At 71.2% G+C, this 18327-nt stretch carries 16 protein-coding genes; 15 read left to right on the top strand and 1 reads right to left on the bottom strand.

The genetic code is table 11. The features are described 5' to 3' along the window. The first annotated feature begins 88 nt into the window (after positions 1-88). The 5 genes from EGM46_RS08710 to EGM46_RS08690 all read left to right on the top strand — a co-directional run bounded on the left by EGM46_RS08710 (position 89) and on the right by EGM46_RS08690 (position 5337). Positions 89-775 (top strand): GntR family transcriptional regulator, encoded by a 687-nt coding sequence (locus EGM46_RS08710; protein ID WP_125099771.1) that lies wholly within the window; start codon positions 89-91, stop codon positions 773-775. Beyond that, positions 772-2304 (top strand): MmgE/PrpD family protein, encoded by a 1533-nt coding sequence (locus EGM46_RS08705; RefSeq protein WP_125099770.1) that lies wholly within the window; start codon positions 772-774, stop codon positions 2302-2304. The genes EGM46_RS08710 and EGM46_RS08705 overlap by 4 nt, the downstream gene beginning before the upstream one ends. Then, the gene (prpB, locus tag EGM46_RS08700; RefSeq protein WP_125099769.1) at positions 2304-3215 is read left to right on the top strand and encodes a methylisocitrate lyase; all 912 of its coding nucleotides are present in this window, start codon (positions 2304-2306) and stop codon (positions 3213-3215) included. The genes EGM46_RS08705 and prpB overlap by 1 nt, the downstream gene beginning before the upstream one ends. Before the next feature lie 49 nt (positions 3216-3264). Further along, positions 3265-4389, top strand: a complete 1125-nt coding sequence (locus EGM46_RS08695) for a bifunctional 2-methylcitrate synthase/citrate synthase (RefSeq protein WP_125099768.1) — start codon at positions 3265-3267, stop codon at positions 4387-4389. 147 nt (positions 4390-4536) lie between these two features. Beyond that, positions 4537-5337: an enoyl-CoA hydratase-related protein gene (locus EGM46_RS08690; protein ID WP_125099767.1), complete on the top strand. Its 801-nt coding sequence runs from the start codon at positions 4537-4539 to the stop codon at positions 5335-5337. 46 nt (positions 5338-5383) lie between these two features. Here EGM46_RS08690 and EGM46_RS08685 read toward each other — a convergent pair whose 3' ends face one another. Next, positions 5384-6787, bottom strand: coding sequence for an HNH endonuclease signature motif containing protein (locus tag EGM46_RS08685; protein ID WP_125099766.1), 1404 nt, complete (start codon positions 6785-6787; stop codon positions 5384-5386). A 151-nt stretch (positions 6788-6938) separates the two neighbouring features. On the opposite strand from EGM46_RS08685, the gene argC reads away from it, so the two are divergent. The 10 genes from argC to EGM46_RS08635 form a co-directional block, all read left to right on the top strand. Next, the gene (argC, locus tag EGM46_RS08680; RefSeq protein ID WP_125099765.1) at positions 6939-7988 is read left to right on the top strand and encodes an N-acetyl-gamma-glutamyl-phosphate reductase; all 1050 of its coding nucleotides are present in this window, start codon (positions 6939-6941) and stop codon (positions 7986-7988) included. Positions 7989-8043: 55 nt separating this feature from the next. After that, positions 8044-9204 carry a bifunctional glutamate N-acetyltransferase/amino-acid acetyltransferase ArgJ gene (gene argJ / locus EGM46_RS08675; protein WP_125099764.1) on the top strand — a complete coding sequence of 387 codons (1161 nt, stop codon included), beginning with the start codon at positions 8044-8046 and terminating at the stop codon, positions 9202-9204. 6 nt (positions 9205-9210) lie between these two features. Continuing rightward, positions 9211-10116 carry an acetylglutamate kinase gene (gene argB / locus EGM46_RS08670; RefSeq protein WP_125099763.1) on the top strand — a complete coding sequence of 302 codons (906 nt, stop codon included), beginning with the start codon at positions 9211-9213 and terminating at the stop codon, positions 10114-10116. Beyond that, positions 10116-10838 carry a prepilin peptidase gene (locus EGM46_RS08665; protein WP_125099762.1) on the top strand — a complete coding sequence of 241 codons (723 nt, stop codon included), beginning with the start codon at positions 10116-10118 and terminating at the stop codon, positions 10836-10838. The genes argB and EGM46_RS08665 overlap by 1 nt, the downstream gene beginning before the upstream one ends. Positions 10839-10946: 108 nt before the next feature. Further along, positions 10947-11267 carry a ferredoxin gene (gene fdxA / locus EGM46_RS08660; protein WP_125099761.1) on the top strand — a complete coding sequence of 107 codons (321 nt, stop codon included), beginning with the start codon at positions 10947-10949 and terminating at the stop codon, positions 11265-11267. Between the two features lie 2 nt (positions 11268-11269). After that, positions 11270-12370, top strand: a complete 1101-nt coding sequence (gene dapC / locus EGM46_RS08655) for a succinyldiaminopimelate transaminase (protein ID WP_125099760.1) — start codon at positions 11270-11272, stop codon at positions 12368-12370. Between the two features lie 208 nt (positions 12371-12578). Then, the gene (locus tag EGM46_RS08650; protein WP_125099759.1) at positions 12579-13877 is read left to right on the top strand and encodes a citrate synthase; all 1299 of its coding nucleotides are present in this window, start codon (positions 12579-12581) and stop codon (positions 13875-13877) included. A gap of 54 nt (positions 13878-13931) precedes the next feature. Further along, positions 13932-14702: an ABC transporter ATP-binding protein gene (locus EGM46_RS08645; RefSeq protein WP_125099758.1), complete on the top strand. Its 771-nt coding sequence runs from the start codon at positions 13932-13934 to the stop codon at positions 14700-14702. Further along, a complete protein-coding gene (locus EGM46_RS08640; RefSeq protein ID WP_125099757.1) occupies positions 14684-16336 on the top strand; it encodes a transporter in 1653 nt (550 codons plus the stop codon). Before EGM46_RS08645 ends, EGM46_RS08640 begins: the two co-directional genes overlap by 19 nt. Before the next feature lie 98 nt (positions 16337-16434). After that, on the top strand, positions 16435-18327 hold a 1893-nt coding region (locus EGM46_RS08635; RefSeq protein WP_241156251.1), incomplete at its 3' end, for a lamin tail domain-containing protein.

Raw genomic sequence — 18327 nt, 5'->3', positions numbered from 1 at the left:
TTACGTATACATAAATCGTTGGATTCGGCGTAGAGCTTGCCTCGTTCCGGATTTATGTATACATTAAGGCGAAGCGGAGGAGGCGAAGATGCGCGCAAGCGAGCGGGCCTATCAGGGGCTGGTCGAGGAGATTCAGGGCGGTTCGCTCGCCCCGGGTGCCGTGATCGGGGAGGTCGAGCAGGCCGCCCGCCTCGGCGTCAGCCGCACGCCGATGCGCGAGGCCATCGCTCGGCTCCTCGCTGACGGGCTCGTGCAGCAGCAGTCCGCGCGAGTGCTCGTGGTCTCCGGCTTCGACGCGGTGCACATCCGGCGACTGTTCGAGGTGCGCCGCGCGCTCGAGGAGAGCGCCGCGCGGCTCGCAGCGCAGCGCGGCGACAGCGCCGTGTTCAGCGCGCTCGCCGCCGACTTCCTCGCGGCGCACCCCGAGTCCGGCGCGAGCGAGACCGACGACTATTACGCGCTGATCTCGCGTTTTGATGCGGCGATCGACGAGGCCGTTGCGAACGACTACCTCACGCACGCGCTTCGCCCCATCCGCGCGCACCTCGCGCGGGCCAGACGGCTCGCCCGCGACAACGCGGAACGGCTGCACGCGTCCGTGCGCGAGCACGCGCTCATCGCCCAGGCGATCGCGCAGCGCGATCCGGATCTCGCGGCGCACGCCACGCACGTCCACCTCCACCGCGCCCTTGCCGCGATACTCGCGGCCATCGACGAGGCGGCAGTGCCGCCGAGCACGGAACGCCACACCGCCACCGAAGGAGCTTCACGATGACCGTTTCGCACCACGTTCGCGTCTACCGCAGTGAGGAGCCACTGCCCAGCACGGAGCAGCTCGCCTGGAAGATCGCGGAGGTCGCGGTCGATCCCGTCGCGGTCGATCCCGAGGTGACCGACATGGTCATCAACCGCATCATCGACAATGCTGCGGTCGCCGCGGCGTCGCTCACCCGCGGGCCGATCGTCGCGGCGCGGGCGCAGGCGCTCGCGCATCCGGTGTCCTCTGGCGGTGCCGGCGCGTCGATCTTTGGCCTCGCGGCCAGCGCGGCCCACCTGACGAGCCCCGAGTGGGCGGCGTGGGCCAACGGGGTCGCGGTGCGCGAGCTCGACTACCACGACACGTTCCTCGCGGCGGAGTACTCCCACCCGGGCGACAACATCCCGCCGATCCTCGCGGTCGCCCAGCACGTCGGGGCTGACGGGCGCGCGCTCGTGCGCGGGATCGCGACCGGCTACGAGATCCAGATGGATCTGGTCCGCGCGATCTGCCTGCATCGTCACAAGATCGACCACGTTGCCCACCTCGGGCCGTCGGCTGCCGCCGGCATCGGCACGCTGCTCGGGCTCGGGACCGTGACGATCGCGCAGGCGGTTGCGCAGGCGCTCCACACGACGACGGCGACGCGGCAGTCGCGCAAGGGCGAGATCTCCACGTGGAAGGCCCACGCCCCGGCGTTCGCCGGCAAGATGGCGGTCGAGGCCGTCGACCGAGCGATGCGCGGCCAGACCTCGCCGAGCCCGATCTACGAGGGGGAGGACGGGGTCATCGCGTGGCTGCTCGATGGCCCCGACGCGAGCTACGAGGTGCCGCTGCCCGCCACTGGCGAACCCAAGCGCGCGATTCTCGACAGCTACACGAAGGAGCACTCCGCGGAGTACCAGGCGCAGGCGTGGATCGATCTCGCCAGGCGCCTGGGCTCGGAGCACCCCGAGCTCGCCGACCCGGCGAACATCGCGAGCATCGTGCTGCACACGAGCCACCACACGCACTTCGTGATCGGCTCCGGCGCGAACGACCCGCAGAAGTACGACCCGACGGCCTCGCGCGAGACGCTCGACCACTCGATCCCGTACATCTTCGCGGTGGCGCTGCAGGACGGCGGCTGGCACCACGTCGACTCGTACACGCCGGAGCGCGCTGGCCGCGCCGACACGGTGGCGCTCTGGCACAAGGTCACCACGGCCGAGGACGCCGAGTGGACCCGCCGGTACCACTCCGAGGACCCGAAGGAGAAAGCGTTCGGCGGCCGCGTCGAGATCGAGCTGAGCTCGGGGGAGCGGATCGTCGACGAGATCGCGGTCGCCGACGCGCACCCGCTCGGGGCACGCCCGTTCGCGCGCGAGCACTACATCGCGAAGTTCCGCACGCTCGCGGCTCCCGTGCTCGCCGACGCCGAGGTGGAGCGTTTCCTCGCGCTCGTGCAGCGCCTGCCGGAGCTCAGCGCCGCGGAGGTGCGCGAGCTCGGCATCGTCGCGAAACCCGGCGTGATCGATCTTGCCGCCGCACCGAAGGGACTGTTCTGATGCTCTACGCGAAGTCGACCCCGGCCGAGAAGCGCCGCGCGTTCCGAGCGCGCCTCGCGAGCGGCGAGCTGCTCCGCTTCCCCGGCGCGTTCAACCCGCTCTCGGCGCGCTTGATCGAGCGGAAAGGCTTCGACGGGGTCTACATTTCCGGCGCGGTGCTCTCTGCCGATCTCGGACTCCCCGATATCGGGCTCACCACGCTCACTGAGGTGGCCGGCCGCGCGCAGCAGATCGCCAGGATGACCGAACTGCCGGCACTCGTCGACGCCGACACGGGCTTCGGCGAGCCGATGAATGTGGCGCGCACGATCCAGACCCTCGAGGACGCCGGCCTCGCCGGCGCGCACATCGAGGACCAGGTGAACCCCAAGCGCTGCGGCCACCTGGACGGCAAGACGGTGGTGGACGAGGCGACCGCGCTGAAGCGGATCCGGGCAGCGGTCGACGCGCGCCGCGATCCCGATTTCCTGGTGATGGCGCGCACCGACATTCGCGCCACCGCCCAGGGGGACGCCGGTCTTACCGCAGCGGTTGACCGTGCGCGGGCGCTCGTCGACGCTGGCGCCGACGCGATCTTCCCCGAGGCGATGCGCACGCTCGCCGAGTTTGCGGCCGTGCGCGCGGCCGTCGACGTGCCGATCCTCGCGAACATGACCGAGTTCGGCAAGAGCGAGCTGTTCAGCGTGCAGCAGCTCGCCGACGTCGGCGTGAACCTCGTGATCTGGCCGGTGTCGATGCTCAGGATCGCGATGGGGGCGACCGAGCGGGCGCTCGACACGCTGAACGCGGAGGGGCACCTCACCGGCAAGCTCGACGAGATGCAGCACCGTGCCGAGCTCTACGAGCTCGTCGACTACGAGGGGTACACCCAGTTCGACACGAGCGTGTTCAACTTCGAGGTGGAGCGCTAGCACCCGGTCCCACCAGCACCAGCCCGACACACTTCGCAAAGGAGCGACCATGTCTGACACGGAAATCAAGAAGGGCCTCGCCGGGGTCGTCGTCGATGAGACGGCGGTCTCGAAGGTCAACCCCGAGACGAACAGCCTGCTCTACCGGGGGTATCCGGTGCAGGAGCTCGCCGCGTCGCAGTCGTTCGAGGCGGTGGCCCTCCTGCTGTGGCATGGCGAGTTGCCGGGCGCCGAGCAGCTCGCCGAGTTCGAGCGCCGCGAGCGCGCGCTGCGCCCGCTCGACCCGCGCACGCGCGAGCTCCTGGACACGATGCCGGCCGACGCGCACCCGATGGATCTCGTGCGCACCGCGGTGAGCCAGCTCGGCGCGTTCGATCACACGCTCCATCGGGATGGCGGCTGGACCGACCGCACGCTCGATCTGGGTCGCGCGGAGTACCTGTTCGCGCAGCTGCCAACGATCGTCGCCGCGGTGCAGCGTCGCCGGCGCGGGCTGCCGCTCGTCCCGCCGCGCGACGACCTGGACTACGCGCGGAACTTCCTCTGGATGACCTTCGGTGAGCTGCCGTCTGACGCGGCCGTTGACGTGTTTCGCATCTCCCTTGTGCTCTACGCGGAGCACTCGTTCAACGCCTCGACGTTCACCGCGCGGGTGATCGCGTCGACCACGTCCGACATGTACTCGGCGGTGGTCGGCGCGATCGGCGCGCTGAAGGGTCCGCTGCACGGCGGCGCGAACGAGGCGGTGATGCACGTGCTCGAGGAGATCGGGAGCGCCGAGAATGTGGTGCCCTGGCTCGACCGGGCGATCGCTGAAAAGCGGAAGATCATGGGATTCGGGCACCGCGTCTACAAGCACGGCGACTCGCGCGTCCCGACCATGCACGCGGCGCTCCAACTGCTGCTCGCGGAGCACGGGCGCGACGACCTCGCAGAGCTGTACGCCGCGCTCGAGACCGAGTTCGTTGCGCGCAAGGGGATCTTCCCGAACCTCGACTACCCGTCCGGTCCCGCGTACCACCTGCTGGGCTTTGACACGGAGATCTTCACGCCGCTGTTCGTCGCGGCTCGGGTGACCGGGTGGACCGCGCACATCATGGAGCAGGCGGCATCGAACGCGCTGATCCGCCCGCTCTCCGCCTACGTCGGCCCCGCGGAGCGCCACGTGGCGTGAATCCCGCGTCGCCGCCCTTCCGCACGGCGGGGCTGGGCTGCGGTGTGCAGGGTGACGTGACGCGTCGGTGGTCGAGCTTGTAGCGTTGGGGTGACACCCAGCGTGGGGCTGCGATCCGGCCCCGAGATCCGAGAGAGGGCGAACACCATGACTCAGACTGCGAAGGCCGAGAGCACAGCTGACCGCACCGTACTCACCGAGGTCCGGGGGCGAGTGGGGTGGATCACCCTGAACCGGCCCGCCGCGCTGAACGCGCTGAACGGGCAGCTGGTCGGGGAACTCATCGACGCGGCGCTCGAGTTCGACGCATCGCCCGAGATCGGGTGCATCGTGATCACCGGCTCGGAACGGGCGTTCGCGGCGGGCGCCGACATCAAGGAGATGGCAGAGCTCGGGTTCTCGGACATGTTCGTGAACAGCGCGTTCCTTAGCTGGGAGGGCTTCGAGCGGATGCGCACGCCCGTGGTCGCCGCGGTGTCGGGGTTCGCGCTCGGCGGCGGCTGCGAGCTCGCCATGATGTGCGACATCATCCTCGCCGCGGAGTCGGCGAAGTTCGGGCAGCCCGAAATCAACCTGGGCGTGCTGCCGGGCTTCGGTGGCTCGCAGCGGCTGCCGCGCGCGATCGGCAAGGCCAAGGCCGCTGAGATGGTGCTGAGCGGCCGGATGATGGGCGCCGAAGAGGCGGAGCGCTCCGGGCTCGTCTCGCGGGTGGTGCCCACCGATGACCTGCTCGCCGAGGCCGCGAAGCTCGCCGACACGATCGCGTCGAAGTCGTTGCTCGCGCTGTACGCCGCGAAGAATGCCCTGCAGGCCGCGCAGGAGGTGCCGCTCTCCGAGGGGCTCCGGCTCGAGCGACTCGCGTTCGCCGCGGCGTTCGCGACCGACGACCAGAAGGAAGGCATGCGCGCGTTCGCCGAGAAGCGCGAGGCGAACTTCACGCACCGCTAGGCGTCCGAGCGCGCTGCGCGACCGTGGCCGGCACGGCGCGCCCCGCTCAGAACGGAACATCGGTCTCGACTGCCCGGCGTGGGCCTGGCCCCGCGCCAGACGGCGGTTCCCGAAGCGTGAGGCGCGCGAAGCGCACCCGGCTCGGCGGCGGCTCTGCCCGCCTCCGCCCGGTGGGGGTCTCCCAGGTGAGCGTGCCGTCGGGGGCCTGCGTGGAGCGCCAGGCGGTGTGGTGCTTCACGGAGTGATGCCCCCGGCAGAGGTGCACGAGGTTCTCCTGCGCGGTGGCGCCGCCCCTGGTGTAGTCGATGGTGTGGTCGATGTCGCAGCGGTGTGCCGGCACCCGGCACCCCGGGAAGCGGCAGTGGAGATCCCTCGCGCGGAGGAGCTTGCGGAGCGCGGCGCCCGGCCGGTACCGATCGATCGCGGTGATCTCCCCGGCAGCCGTGGTGGTGATCCGTTCCCACCACCTGGCGTTGAGCAGAAAACTGCCGACGGTGTCACCGTCGACGAGGCCCCGCCCCACGAGCTCGGGCGGCGGCGGGAGCGAGCCAGCGTCGCCGTGCACCGGGGCGGGGACAATCAGCTGGATCCGCGCCTGCACCGCCTCCTCGGGGCTGCCGGCGAAGAGCCCGGTCGGGGACGCCGCGAGCAGGAGATCCGCGAGGGCGTCCGCGCGGAGCTGGTCGAGGCTGCGCTCCTCGGCGCCGTGCTGCGCAGACTCGGCCGCCTGCGGCGCGCGCCGCACCGCGGTGGCGATGCGGGTCACTCGATCGTGGATCGCGTGCGCCTCGCTGAGGGGGAGGTGTGCGACGAGGTCTGCCATCCCGTTCTCCAGGTCGACGAGTCTCACGCTGCGGCGCTCGCGGGCGGCGGTGTGCTGCTCGGCGAGCGAGCGCGGCGACACCTGGGCGGCGAGCCGCGCGGCGATCGGGCGGAGCCGGTGCGCGGTGGTGCGCGTGGCCTCGGAGACGACGGCAGCCTCGTATGCGCCGCGCCGCGCGACGGTCTCCGCGTCGTCGCCCGGCCCGATCGTCGTCCCAGCCGACGTGATCACGATCGCGTGATCCAGCGCGATCTCGCCAGCGCCGAGCGCCTCGTGCGTGCGCGTGTACTGGGAGGTGAGTGCATGCGCGGCGGAGAGCTCGGCATCAACGCACCGCTCGGACTGCTGCCGCACGGTCGCGATCTCGGCGCGGAGCGCGCGATAGCGCAGCTCACGCATGCCGGGACGAAACGTCGGTGGGCCTCGCCTGGCAGCTGGCGCGGCGGGGCCGCCCCCGGTGCCCTCCGCGGACTCCGGGTCGAGCGCGCCGGCGAGCGCCGCGGCGAGGAGCGACATCCGCTCGGCATCGCGAGCGCGCTGCTCGCGCTCCAGCGCTTCCACGCGGTCGATGATGCGGTGCTGGGCGGACGCCGCTTCGGGCGTTGGGAGTGAGGTGCTGGGAGACATGACCCCATTCAGCCAGGTATCGCGCGGCCGCGCAGACGCTATCCACAGGCAGACGCGGATCGGGATCATGGACGTGCTCGCCTGTGGAGAACAGCGCGTCGGCCGTCCGCGAGGTGCCAGAATAGGGGGAGCGCAATCGAAAGGAGCGTCGATGACGTACAGCGTGGCGGTAGCGGGAGCATCGGGCTATGCCGGAGGCGAGATCCTCCGCCTGCTTGCGGGGCATCCGGAGTTCGAGGTGCGAACGGTGACCGGGCACTCGACCGCTGGCCAGCCGCTCATCGCATCGCAGCCGCACCTGCGCTCACTCGCGCACCTCACGCTGCAGGCCACGACGCCCGAGGTCCTCGACGGCCACGACATCGTGTTCTTCGCGCTGCCCCATGGCGCGTCGGGGGAGCTGACCGCCCAGCTCACCGATGTGCGGCTGGCGGTGGACTGCGGTGCGGATCACCGGCTGACGAGCGCGGCGGACTGGGCGGCGTTCTACGGTGGGGAGCACCACGAGCCGTGGACGTACGGCGTGCCCGAGCTGATCGTCGCCGGGGCCGGAAAACAGCGCGACGCGCTGGTCGGCACGAGCAGGATCGCCGCGCCGGGATGCAACGCCTCGACGGTGGCGCTCTCCCTTGCGCCTGGCATTGCGGCCGGGGTCATCGAGCCCGCCGACATCGTGAGCGTGCTCGCGGTCGGCCCGTCGGGCGCGGGCAAAGCCGCGAAGACGCACCTGCTGGGCGCGGAGCTCATGGGGACCGCGAACCCATACGCTGTTGGCGGCAGCCACCGCCACATTCCGGAGATCCAGCAGGCGCTCCGCGCGGCCGGCGCATCGTCCGCGGTGACGCTGAGCTTCACCCCGGTGCTCGTGCCGATGAGTCGCGGCATTCTCGCGACATCGACCGCCCGCCTCGCGCCCGGGGTGACGGCGGCCGAGGTGCGTGCCGCGTGGGAGACCGCGTACGCCGACGAGGCGTTCGTGCACGTGCTGCCGGAGGGCGTGTTCCCGCGCACCGCCGACACGCTGGGGGCAAACACCTGCCTCATGGGCGTCGCGGTGGACGAGGCCGCCGGTCGCGTTGTGGTGGTCGCCGCACTCGACAACCTCGCGAAGGGCACCGCAGGCGCCGCAATTCAGTCCGCGAACATCGCGCTTGGCCTCCCAGAAACCACTGGGCTCAGCGTTAACGGCGTCGCGCCGTAACCGCACCAGACGTCCTATCCACTACTCGCCGCGCGTGCGGCACCAAGGAGACACCGTGACCGTCACCACCCCAGCCGGTTTCCGCTCGGCAGGCATCGCCGTCGGCCTGAAGAGCACGGGGAAGCCCGACCTCGCACTCGTGGTCAACGACGGGCCGGCCCAGGCCAGCGCCGTCGTGTTCACGAGCAACCGGGCGCAGGCCAACCCGATCCTCTGGAGCCGAAAGGTCGCGGACAACGGTCCGGCGCGGGCGATCATCCTGAACTCGGGTGGCGCGAACTGCTTCACGGGCGACTTCGGCTACGAGACGACGCGGCTCACGGCCGAGGCGGTTGCCGCGCAGCTGGGCGACGCGGACGCCGCAGAGCGGATCCTGGTCTGCTCCACCGGCCTCATCGGCACCGGCGACCAGGCATTCCGCGACAAGATCGTGGGGAACGTGCCCGAACTGGTTGCGCGCCTCGCCGCGGACGACACGACCGCACCCGCAGCGATCCTCACGACCGACTCGGTGGAGAAGACCGCCGTGCACACGGGGGCCGGCTGGTCCATCGGCGCGATGGCGAAGGGTGCTGGCATGCTCGCGCCGGGGCTCGCCACGATGCTCGTGGTCATCACCACCGACGCCGTGCTCGATGACGCTGCGCTGGATCGCGCGCTCCGCGGCGCCACCGCGCCGAGCTTTGATCGGCTCGATTCCGACGGCTGCATGTCGACGAACGATCAGGTCACGCTGCTCGCGAGCGGGGCGTCGGGTGTCACGCCAGACGAGGCAGAGTTCGCCGCGGCGCTCGTGCAGGTCTGCGACAGCCTGGCCGCGCAGCTCCAGACCGACGCCGAGGGGGCAAGCCACGACATCGACATCGAGGTGCGCGGGGCTGCGAGCGAGGCCGACGCCGTCGAGGTGGGACGCTCGGTCGCGAGGAACAACCTCTTCAAGGCCGCGATCTTCGGCAACGATCCCAACTGGGGTCGCGTGCTCGCCGCGATCGGCACCACGGACGCCGCCTTCGACCCGTACCAGGTCGACGTGTCGTTCAACGGCGTGCGCCTCTGCCACGCCGGCGCCCCCGACCGCCCCGTCGACGACTGCGACCTCACGCCGCGCCGCACCCACGTCGAGATCGAGCTCTTCGCCGGATCGCACAGCGCGACGATCCGCACGAACGACCTCACGCACGACTACGTGCACGAGAACAGCGCGTACTCGAGCTAGGACACCATGACCACCACACTGGACCCCATGGACCACACCGAAGCGGCCGAAAAGGCGCAGGTGCTGATCGAGTCGCTGCCGTGGCTCAAGAAGTTCCGCGACGCGATCATGGTGATCAAGTTCGGCGGCAACGCGATGGTCGACGACGCGCTGCTCGCGGCCTTCGCCGAGGACGTCGTGTACCTGCGCCACACCGGGATCCGGCCCGTCGTCGTGCACGGCGGCGGCCCGCAGATCAACGCGATGCTGGCGCGGCTCGGCATCGAGAGCGAGTTCAAAGGCGGCTACCGGGTCACCACCCCGGAGACCATGGACGTCGTGCGCATGGTGCTCACCGGAAAGGTGAACCCCGAACTCGTCGACGAGATCAACGCGCACGGCCCGCTCGCCGCCGGCACCACGGGAGAAGACGCCGGGCTCTTCGTCGGCCGCCGCCGGCCGCCCATCGAGGTGAACGGCGAACTCGTCGATCTCGGGCTCGTCGGCGACGTCGTTGACGTGCGCGTCGAGCCCGTGCTCGCGCTGCTCGAAGCCGGCCTGATCCCCGTGGTCTCCTCGATCGCACCAGACGCGGACCGGCCGGGCGACTCGCTCAACATCAACGCCGACGCGGCCGCCGGCGCGCTCGCCGCAGCGCTCGGGGCGGAGAAGCTCGTCATCCTCACCGACGTCGCCGGGCTCTACGCGAACTGGCCGGACCGCGACTCGCTCGTCTCGTCGATCTCGGCGACGGAGCTCGAGGAGATGCTGCCGTCGCTCGAATCGGGAATGATCCCCAAGATGCGCGCGTGCCTCGACGCGGTGCGCGGCGGGGTTTCGAAGGCGGCGATCATCGACGGGCGCGAGCCGCACTCGGTGCTGCTCGAGATCTTCACGGAGCGGGGAATCGGCACCGAAGTGACGCCGGAGTAATGCTGGCGCGGCGAGGGGGCGGCGCAGCGCGCAGTCTCCTCGCCGAGTTCCGGGCGCTTCCGCCCGGTGCGCGGGTGCTCGTCGCGCTCGCGCCGATCGGTGGTGCGCTCCTCGCCGGCACCGGTGCGCTCGGCTGGGGGAGCGGCGCGCCGGACGGCGCCCCGCTCGCGGACGGCGCCTGGCTGCTCGCGGTCTGCGCCTACGCCTGCGGGAGCGCCTGGCTCAGCGCCGCCGACCTCCGCGCGCACCGCCTCCCCAACGCCGTGCTCGGGGCGGCAGCGCTCGGCACCGCGCTGCCGCTCGCGGCGGCCTGGGTCCTCGCGGGGGAGCCGCGGCGCGCGCTCGTCTCGATCGGGATCGCGGCGTGCGCCGGGGCGCTGGCGGCAGCGGCCTGGCTTCTCGCGGCCTGGTTCCGCGCGGCTTGGCTCCCCGCGGCAGGGCCGAGCCCGCGACGCGACCGCAGCGCCATCGGCGCAGGCGACGTGAAACTGCTGCCGCTCGCGGTACTCGGGGCGACACTGAGCGCGCCGCGCGACGCGATCGAACTGTTCCCCGCCCTCCTCGCCGCCGCCCTCCTCGTCGTCGCGTGTGCCGCCGCGCTCCGGCTCACACGACACCGCGCAGCCGCCCGGCCGCGCGCCGAACTCGCCCTCGGCCCGGCGATCCTCGCCGCGAGCTGGCTCGCCCCCATCGCCGGGACCGCCATGCGCGCCGGGGCCTGACGCGCATCGCCCCGCGAGAAGCGCCCCGCCGAGGCGCGCGCGAACGGAGCCGCGCTCGCACCGGTAGACTGGCGGTGTTGTTCGTAGTGCCGAGTGAAAGGGGGCGACGTGACCTACGTCATCGCTCTGCCGTGCGTCGATGTGAAGGATCGCGCCTGTGTGGACGAGTGTCCCGTTGACTGCATCTACGAGGGCGACCGCATGCTCTACATCCACCCGGATGAGTGCGTCGACTGCGGCGCGTGCGAGCCCGTCTGCCCCGTCGAGGCGATCTACTACGAGGACGATCTGCCCGGCGAGTGGTCGGACTACTACAAGGCCAACGTCGAGTTCTTCGACGAGATCGGCTCCCCGGGCGGGGCAGCGAAGGTGGGGGTCTACGACTTCGACCACCCCGTCGTCGCGGTGCTGCCGCCGCAGGGCGACTAGCCGTGCGCGGTCAGCTGCCCGACTACCCGTGGGACGCGATGGCGCCCTACGCGGCCGAGGCCGCCAGCCACCCGGACGGGGCGCTGAATCTCTCCGTCGGCTCGCCCGTCGACCCGAGCCCCGAGAGCGTGCGCGACGCGCTCGCGAACGCGACTGACGCGCACGCCTACCCGGCGACGGCCGGATCCGCGCCGCTGCGCGCGGCCATCGCCGAGTGGTTCCTGCGCCGCCGCGGGGTGACCGTTGCGCCGGACGCTGTGCTGCCGACGGTCGGCTCGAAGGAGCTCGTCGCACTCCTGCCGTTCTTGCTCGGGATCGGGGCCGGCGAGGCCGTCGTGTTCCCGCGGATCGCGTACCCGAGCTACGCGATGGGCGCCGCCCTCGTCGGGGCCGACGCGATCGCCGCAGACGACCCGGCCGACTGGCCCGAGCACACGCGGCTCGTGTGGGTGAACTCGCCGTCGAACCCGGACGGACGCGTGCTCGACACCGAGCGGCTCCGCGCCGCGGTTGCGCGCGCACGCGAGCTCGGCGCCGTGATCGCCGGCGACGAGTGCTACGCCGAGTTCGGCTGGGACGCGCCGTGGGATGGGCAGCGGATCCCGTCGATCCTCGACCCCGCCGTCGTCGGCGACTCCCACGAGGGTGTGCTGAGCGTGTACTCGCTGAGCAAGCAGTCGAACCTCGCCGGCTACCGCGCGGCGTTCCTCGCGGGGGATCCCGAGCTGGTCGCGCAGCTGCTCACCGTGCGCAAGCACGCCGGACTGATGCTGCCGGCGCCGGTGCAGGCGGCCATGATCGCCGCGCTCGCCGACGAGGCGCACGTTGCCGAGCAGCGCGAGCGCTACCGTGCGCGGCGCGATGTGCTGCGGCCAGCGCTCGAAGCCGCGGGCTTCCGCATCGAGGGCAGCGAGGCCGGGCTCTACCTGTGGGCCACGCGCGGCGCCGACGCGTGGGAGAGCGTTGCCGAGTTCGCGAAGCTCGGGATCGTGGTGGGCCCAGGCCACTTCTACGGCGACCACTCGCCGCAGCATGTGCGGCTGGCGCTCACCGCGAGCGACACCGACATTTCGGCCGCGGCGAGCCGGATCAGCGCGGCGTAGCTGACGGCCCGAGCAGGCGCGGCGAAACTGCTCCTGAGCGGGTGCGACACCGGCGACGAATCGACTTTTTGTTCGACGTCAAGATATTCTGAGGTGATGCGTGCGATCTACGTCGCGCGACGCGGCTCCGCGCGGAGCCGCTAAGGTGTAGGAATGGCGGCGTCGCACCCGACGCCTCGCCACACATGAGACCCCACGAGGAGACGACGTGACCGAATCGACTCAGGGCCTGGGCTCGGCCTCAGCGAAACTGACCTTCCCCGGCGGATCGGCGGAGCTGCCGATCCAGGAAGCGGTGAGTGGCCAGTCCGCCATCGACGTGAGCACGCTCACTCGCCAGAGCGGCTACACCGCGCTGGACTACGGCTTCGTGAACACCGCGTCGACCAAGTCGGCGATCACGTACATCGACGGCGACGAGGGGATCCTGCGCTACCGCGGCTACCCGATCGAGGAGCTCGCGCGTGCGTCGACGTTCCTGGAGGTCGCGTACCTGCTCATCTACGGTGAGCTGCCGAGCGCCGACGAGCTCGCCGCGTTCGACGACGAGATTCGGCGCCACACGCTCCTCCACGAGGACATGCGCTACTACTTCGAGGGCGTGCCGCACACCGCGCACCCCATGGCGGTGCTCTCCGGCGGCCTGCAGACGATGTCGACCTACTACGAGAACTCGCTCGACACCGCGGTGCCCGAGTTCGTCGAGGTGAACACGATCCGCCTGCTCGCGAAGCTCCCCGTGCTCGCGGCGTACGCGCACAAGAAGTCGATCGGGCAGGCGTTCCTGTACCCGGACAACAACCTCGGCTTCGTCGAGAACTTCCTGCGCCTCAACTTCGGCAACAAGGCCGAGAAGTACGAGATGAACCCGGTGCTCGTCGACGCGCTCGACAAGCTGCTGATCCTGCACGCCGACCACGAGCAGAACGCGTCGACCTCGACCGTGCGCCTCGTCGGCTCGACCGGCGCGAACATGTTCTCCTCCATCTCCGCGGGCATCAACGCGCTCTCCGGCCCGCTCCACGGCGGCGCGAACGAGGCCGTGCTCGACATGCTCGCGCAGATCCGCGACTCGGGGCAGAGCGTCGAAACCTTCGTCGAGAAGGTGAAGCGCAAGGAAGACGGCGTGAAGCTCATGGGCTTCGGACACCGCGTCTACAAGAACTACGATCCGCGCGCCCGCATCGTGAAGGACAGCGCGGCGAAGGTGCTCCAGGAGCTCGGCGTCAACGACCCGCTGCTCGGCCTCGCGCAGGAGCTGGAGCAGATCGCGCTCGAGGACGACTACTTCAAGGAGCGCAAGCTCTACCCGAACGTCGACTTCTACACCGGCGTGATCTACAAGGCGATGGGCTTCCCGACGCGCATGTTCACCGTGCTGTTCGCGATCGGCCGCCTGCCCGGCTGGATCGCGCAGTGGCGCGAGGCCCGCGAGGACCCGCAGACGAAGATCGGCCGCCCGCAGCAGCTGTACATCGGCTCGCCCGAGCGGCACCTGGACCGCTAGATTTCCCCCTCGCGGGGGAGGGGACGCGGTGCGCGCGGTCGCTAGGGTGAATGTATGGAAACTCTCACTCACCAGGCCGCGGTCGAGATGCGCGGGCTCGCCAAGCGATTCGGCGAGAAGATCGCCGTCAACGGGATCTCGCTGAGTATCCCTGCGGGGTCGTGCTACGGCCTCGTCGGCCCGAACGGTGCCGGGAAGACCACGACGCTCTCGATGGCGACGGGGCTGCTCCGGCCCGAGTTCGGCCAGGCGCTGATCCACGGCGTAGACGTGTGGGCGCAGCCCACCGAGGCGAAGCAGCTCGTTGGGGTGCTCGCCGACGGCGTGAAGCTGTTCGACCGGCTGACGGGCGAGCAGCTCATCACCTACAACGGCCTCCTGTCCGGGCTCGACGCCGAGACGGTCGCGCGCCGCTGCGCCGACCTCCTTACGATGCTCGACCTGAACGACGCGCGGAACACCCTCGTGGTCGACTACTCGGCCGGCATGACCAAGAAGATCGCGCTCGCCTGCGCGCTCGTCCACGCGCCACGCGTGCTGGTGCTGGACGAGCCGTTCGAGTCGGTCGACCCGGTCTCCGCGGCGAACATCCGCGACATCCTGCAGGGGTTCGTGCGCGGCGGCGGCACGGTGATCGTGTCGAGCCACTCCATGGATCTCGTGCAGCGCATGTGCGACCACGTCGCGGTGATCGCGAACGGACGCGTGCTCGCGGCAGGCACCGTCGCCGAGGTGCGCGGTGAGTCAACGCTCGAGGATCGCTTCGTTGAGCTGGTCGGCGGTCGGCAGCACCTGGAGGGCCCGTCATGGCTGAACCAGGCGTAGCCCCGATCCCGCACAGCATTGCGCCCCTCGGCGGAGCTGCGCAGCCGCGCACCGGCGCCCTCGCGCGCATTCGCGTGCTCGTGCGCCTGCGCTTCCGGGTGATGTGGAACACGCTGACGCGACACACCTGGCAGCTGGTCGGCGCGATCATCGGCGCGCTGTACGGGCTTGGCGTGCTCGGCATGGTGCTCGTCGGCCTCATCACCGCGTCGGGCCTCGATCCGCAGCTCGCGCGCACCGTGCTGATCTTCGGCGGCGCGGCCCTGATCCTGGGCTGGATGCTCGGACCGATCGTGTCATCCGGGATGGACCGCACCCTGGATCCCGCGCGGCTCGTGATGTTCCCCATGAGCGCCGGGACGCAGCTGAGCGGGATCGTCGCCGCGAGCCTGCTCGGCGTCCCCGGCATCGTGACCCTGCTCGTCTCGGCGGCGACCGCGGCGACCTGGTTCCGCTCGCCGGCCGCGGTGGTCGCGGCGATCCTCCTCGCCCCGGTTGCCGCGCTCACCTGCGTGCTCGCGTGCCAGCTCATGATCACGGCGCTCTCGCGCGCCACATCGAGCCGCCGGTTCCGCGAGATCATCGGCGGGATCGTGATCCTGCTGCTCGTGTGCGCCGGCCCGATCCTCGCGGCCGTCACGGACGGGGCCGCGACGTTCGCCGAGCGGCTCCCCGCGGTCGCCGAGGGAATCTCCTGGTCACCGCTCGGTGCCGTGTGGGCGGTTCCCGCTGAGCTCGCGCGCGGCGCGTGGGGGATCGCGGCGCTCAAGCTGCTCATCGCGCTCGCCACCCCGCTCGCGCTGTTCTTCGCGTGGCGCTCCCTCTATCGCGCGAGCCTCGGCACGCTGAGCGAGGGATCGCGGATGACCGCCGCGCGCGGCGCCGGCTGGTTCGCGCGCTTCCCCGACACGCCGCGCGGCGCGGTCGCCGCACGCGCGTTCACGTACTGGCTGCGCGATCCGCGCTACCTGCAGAGCCTCCTCGTGGTGCTCGTGCTCCCCGTGCTGTTCGCCTTCGTCGCGAACAGCACGGGGGCGACGATCATGCTCCCCGGATCGACCGTGCTGGTCGCCGTGATGCTGTCGCTCAGCACGTTCACCGACATCTCGTACGACGGCACCGCGTTCAGCACCCACATCCTGCGCGGGGTGCGCGGCGTCGACGATCGGCTCGGCCGCATCTGGGCGAACGCGATCATCGCGGTGCCCGCCGTGGTGATCGTCGCGATCGTCACCACCGCGATCGTTGGCCGCTTCGACCAGCTGCCGACGCTGCTCGGGCTCACCGCTGCGGTGACGCTCGGCGGCTTCGGCGTGGCCAGCGTGTGCTCGGCGCTCTTCGTGATGCCCGTCCCGCAGTCGGGGGAGAACCCCTTCGCCTCGAAGCCGGGTGCCGGCATGCTGAGCCTCATCGGCATGGTCGGATCCTACGGCTCGCTCGCGGTGGTCGCCCTGCCGACGATCGGGCTCACCATCGCGGCCGGCGTCACCGGGCAGCCGCTCTTCATCTGGCTGACGCTCGCGGTTGGCCTGGTCAGCGGTGCGCTCGTGTGCTGGCTCGGCGTGCGCTGGGGCGCGGCGATCTACGACCGCAAGGCACCCGAGCTGCTCGCGAGGGTCGTGGCGCAGGGGTAGATTCCGCGCGCGGACACCGTGCGTTTGCGCGGTGTTCGCGCGTCGGCAACCTCCGACTGATGCGATGGTTTCGCACCATCCATCACGAAGGAGTTACGTTGCCGAGAACTGTCCGCCCGCTCGCCGCGCTTGCCGCAGGCGCGATCGGGGCCACCTGTCTCACGCTGTCGCCGGTCGGCGCCGCCCTCGCTGCGCCCGGCCAGGATCCCGCGCCGCTCGCAGGGGTCCAGCTGTCCGAAATCGAGTCGAACGGGGGCACGCCGGGCGACTGGATCGAGTTCCGCAACATCGGTGACACGGCGGTCGACCTCGGCGGCGCGAGCGTGCGCGACAGCGACGACACGCACGTGTACGTGATCCCAGCCGGCACGACGGTGGAGCCCGGGGCGTTCCTCGTGCTCGACGAGCTCGACACGAACACCGGCGCTGGTGCGTTCGACTTCGGCCTCGGGAAGGCCGACTCCGTGCGGCTGTTCGACGCGAGCGGCGCGCTCGTCGACCAGGTCAGCTGGACCGCGCACGCGGCGCAGACGCTGGGTCTCACGCCGGCCGGGGAGTGGGCGGAGACCCTCGAGCCGACGAAGGGGGCGGAGAACCGATTTGCCGAGCCGACCGAGCCCGAGCCGGCGGCGACGCTGCGCCTCAGCGAGGTGGACTCGCAGCCGGCCGACTGGGTGGAGCTCGTCAACACGGGCACCGAGGCGTTCGACCTCGCTGGCTACGAGCTCCGCGACAACTCCGACGATCACAGCTGGAAGTTCCCGGCCGGCGCGACGCTCGCCGGCGGCGCGTACCTCGTGGTCGACGAGAACTCGCTCGGCACCGTCGGCGCGCAGCCCGGGCTCTTCCGCGAGGCGATCGGGATCGGCAGCGCCGACCAGATCCGGCTCTTCGACCCGGCTGGCACGCTGATCGACGACACGAGCGCGTGGACGGCGCACGCCGCGCTCGGCGGGGACACGAGCCTCGCAACGCTCGCGCGCTGCACCGGCGGCACCGGCCCGTTCGTGCTCGCGCACCCGACGCCCGGCGCGGCGAACCGCTGCGCGACGGACACGGGCGGCGGCGACGGCGGCGGTGACGGCGGCGGCGAGACGCCGGGCTACGTGAACGAGACGTGGCCGGGCGCTGCCGCGGTGACCGCGGTGGACGCGACGCAGATGTTCCGCGAGGACAGCTCGGGACTCGACACGCAGGCGACGGCCGACGGGCTCGTCCTGTGGGCGGTCGACAACGGCGAGGGTCGGTTCTGGAAGCTCAACGCGCAGGCCGACGGCAGCGCGTCGTTCGCGCCCGGCTGGGCCGAGGGGAAGCGCGCGCGATTCCAGAAGGACGCGGACAACCCGCGCGCGGCGGGCCCCGACACGGAGGGCATCACCGCCGCGAACGACGGCTTCATCTACCTCGCCTCCGAGCGCGACAACAGTGCGAAGGGCGTCAACTTCAACGTGGTCATGCAGATCGACCCGGAGGCGGCCGGCCCTGACGTCGTGGCGACCACCGAGTGGGATCTCACGGCCCTGCTGCCGCAGGTGAGCGCGAACCTCGGGATCGAGGCCGTGGAGTGGGTGGCCGATGCCGACCTCGCTGGGAAGCTCGTCGACGCGAACACCGGCGCGGGCTACGACCCTGCGGCCTACCCGCTGCACGGGGATGGACTCTTCTTCGTCGCCGTTGAGGACGGTGGCCAGGTGTTCGCGTTCGCGCTCAACTCGGACGGCAGCGCGCAGCGCGTCGCCGAGGTGAAGCCGGGCCTCAGCGGAGTGATGGCGCTCGACTGGGATACCGTGCGCGGTGGCCTGTGGGCGGTCTGCGACGACGGCTGCCAGGGCGACGCGGCGTTCCTGACGCTGAACGGCACGGCGACGCCCGAGGTGACGCACTACGCGCGCCCAGCCGAGCTGCCCAACGCGAACAACGAGGGCTTCGCGACGGCGCCGCTGCCGGCGAGCGCGGCGACGGCGCCCGCGGCGGCGGCACCCGCGGCGACG

Source organism: Leucobacter chromiireducens (assembly GCF_003917135.1).
Taxonomy (GTDB): Bacteria; Actinomycetota; Actinomycetes; order Actinomycetales; family Microbacteriaceae; genus Leucobacter; species Leucobacter chromiireducens_A.
Note: the sequence above shows the minus strand (reverse complement) of the source record. Positions and strands in the feature narration are given on the sequence as shown.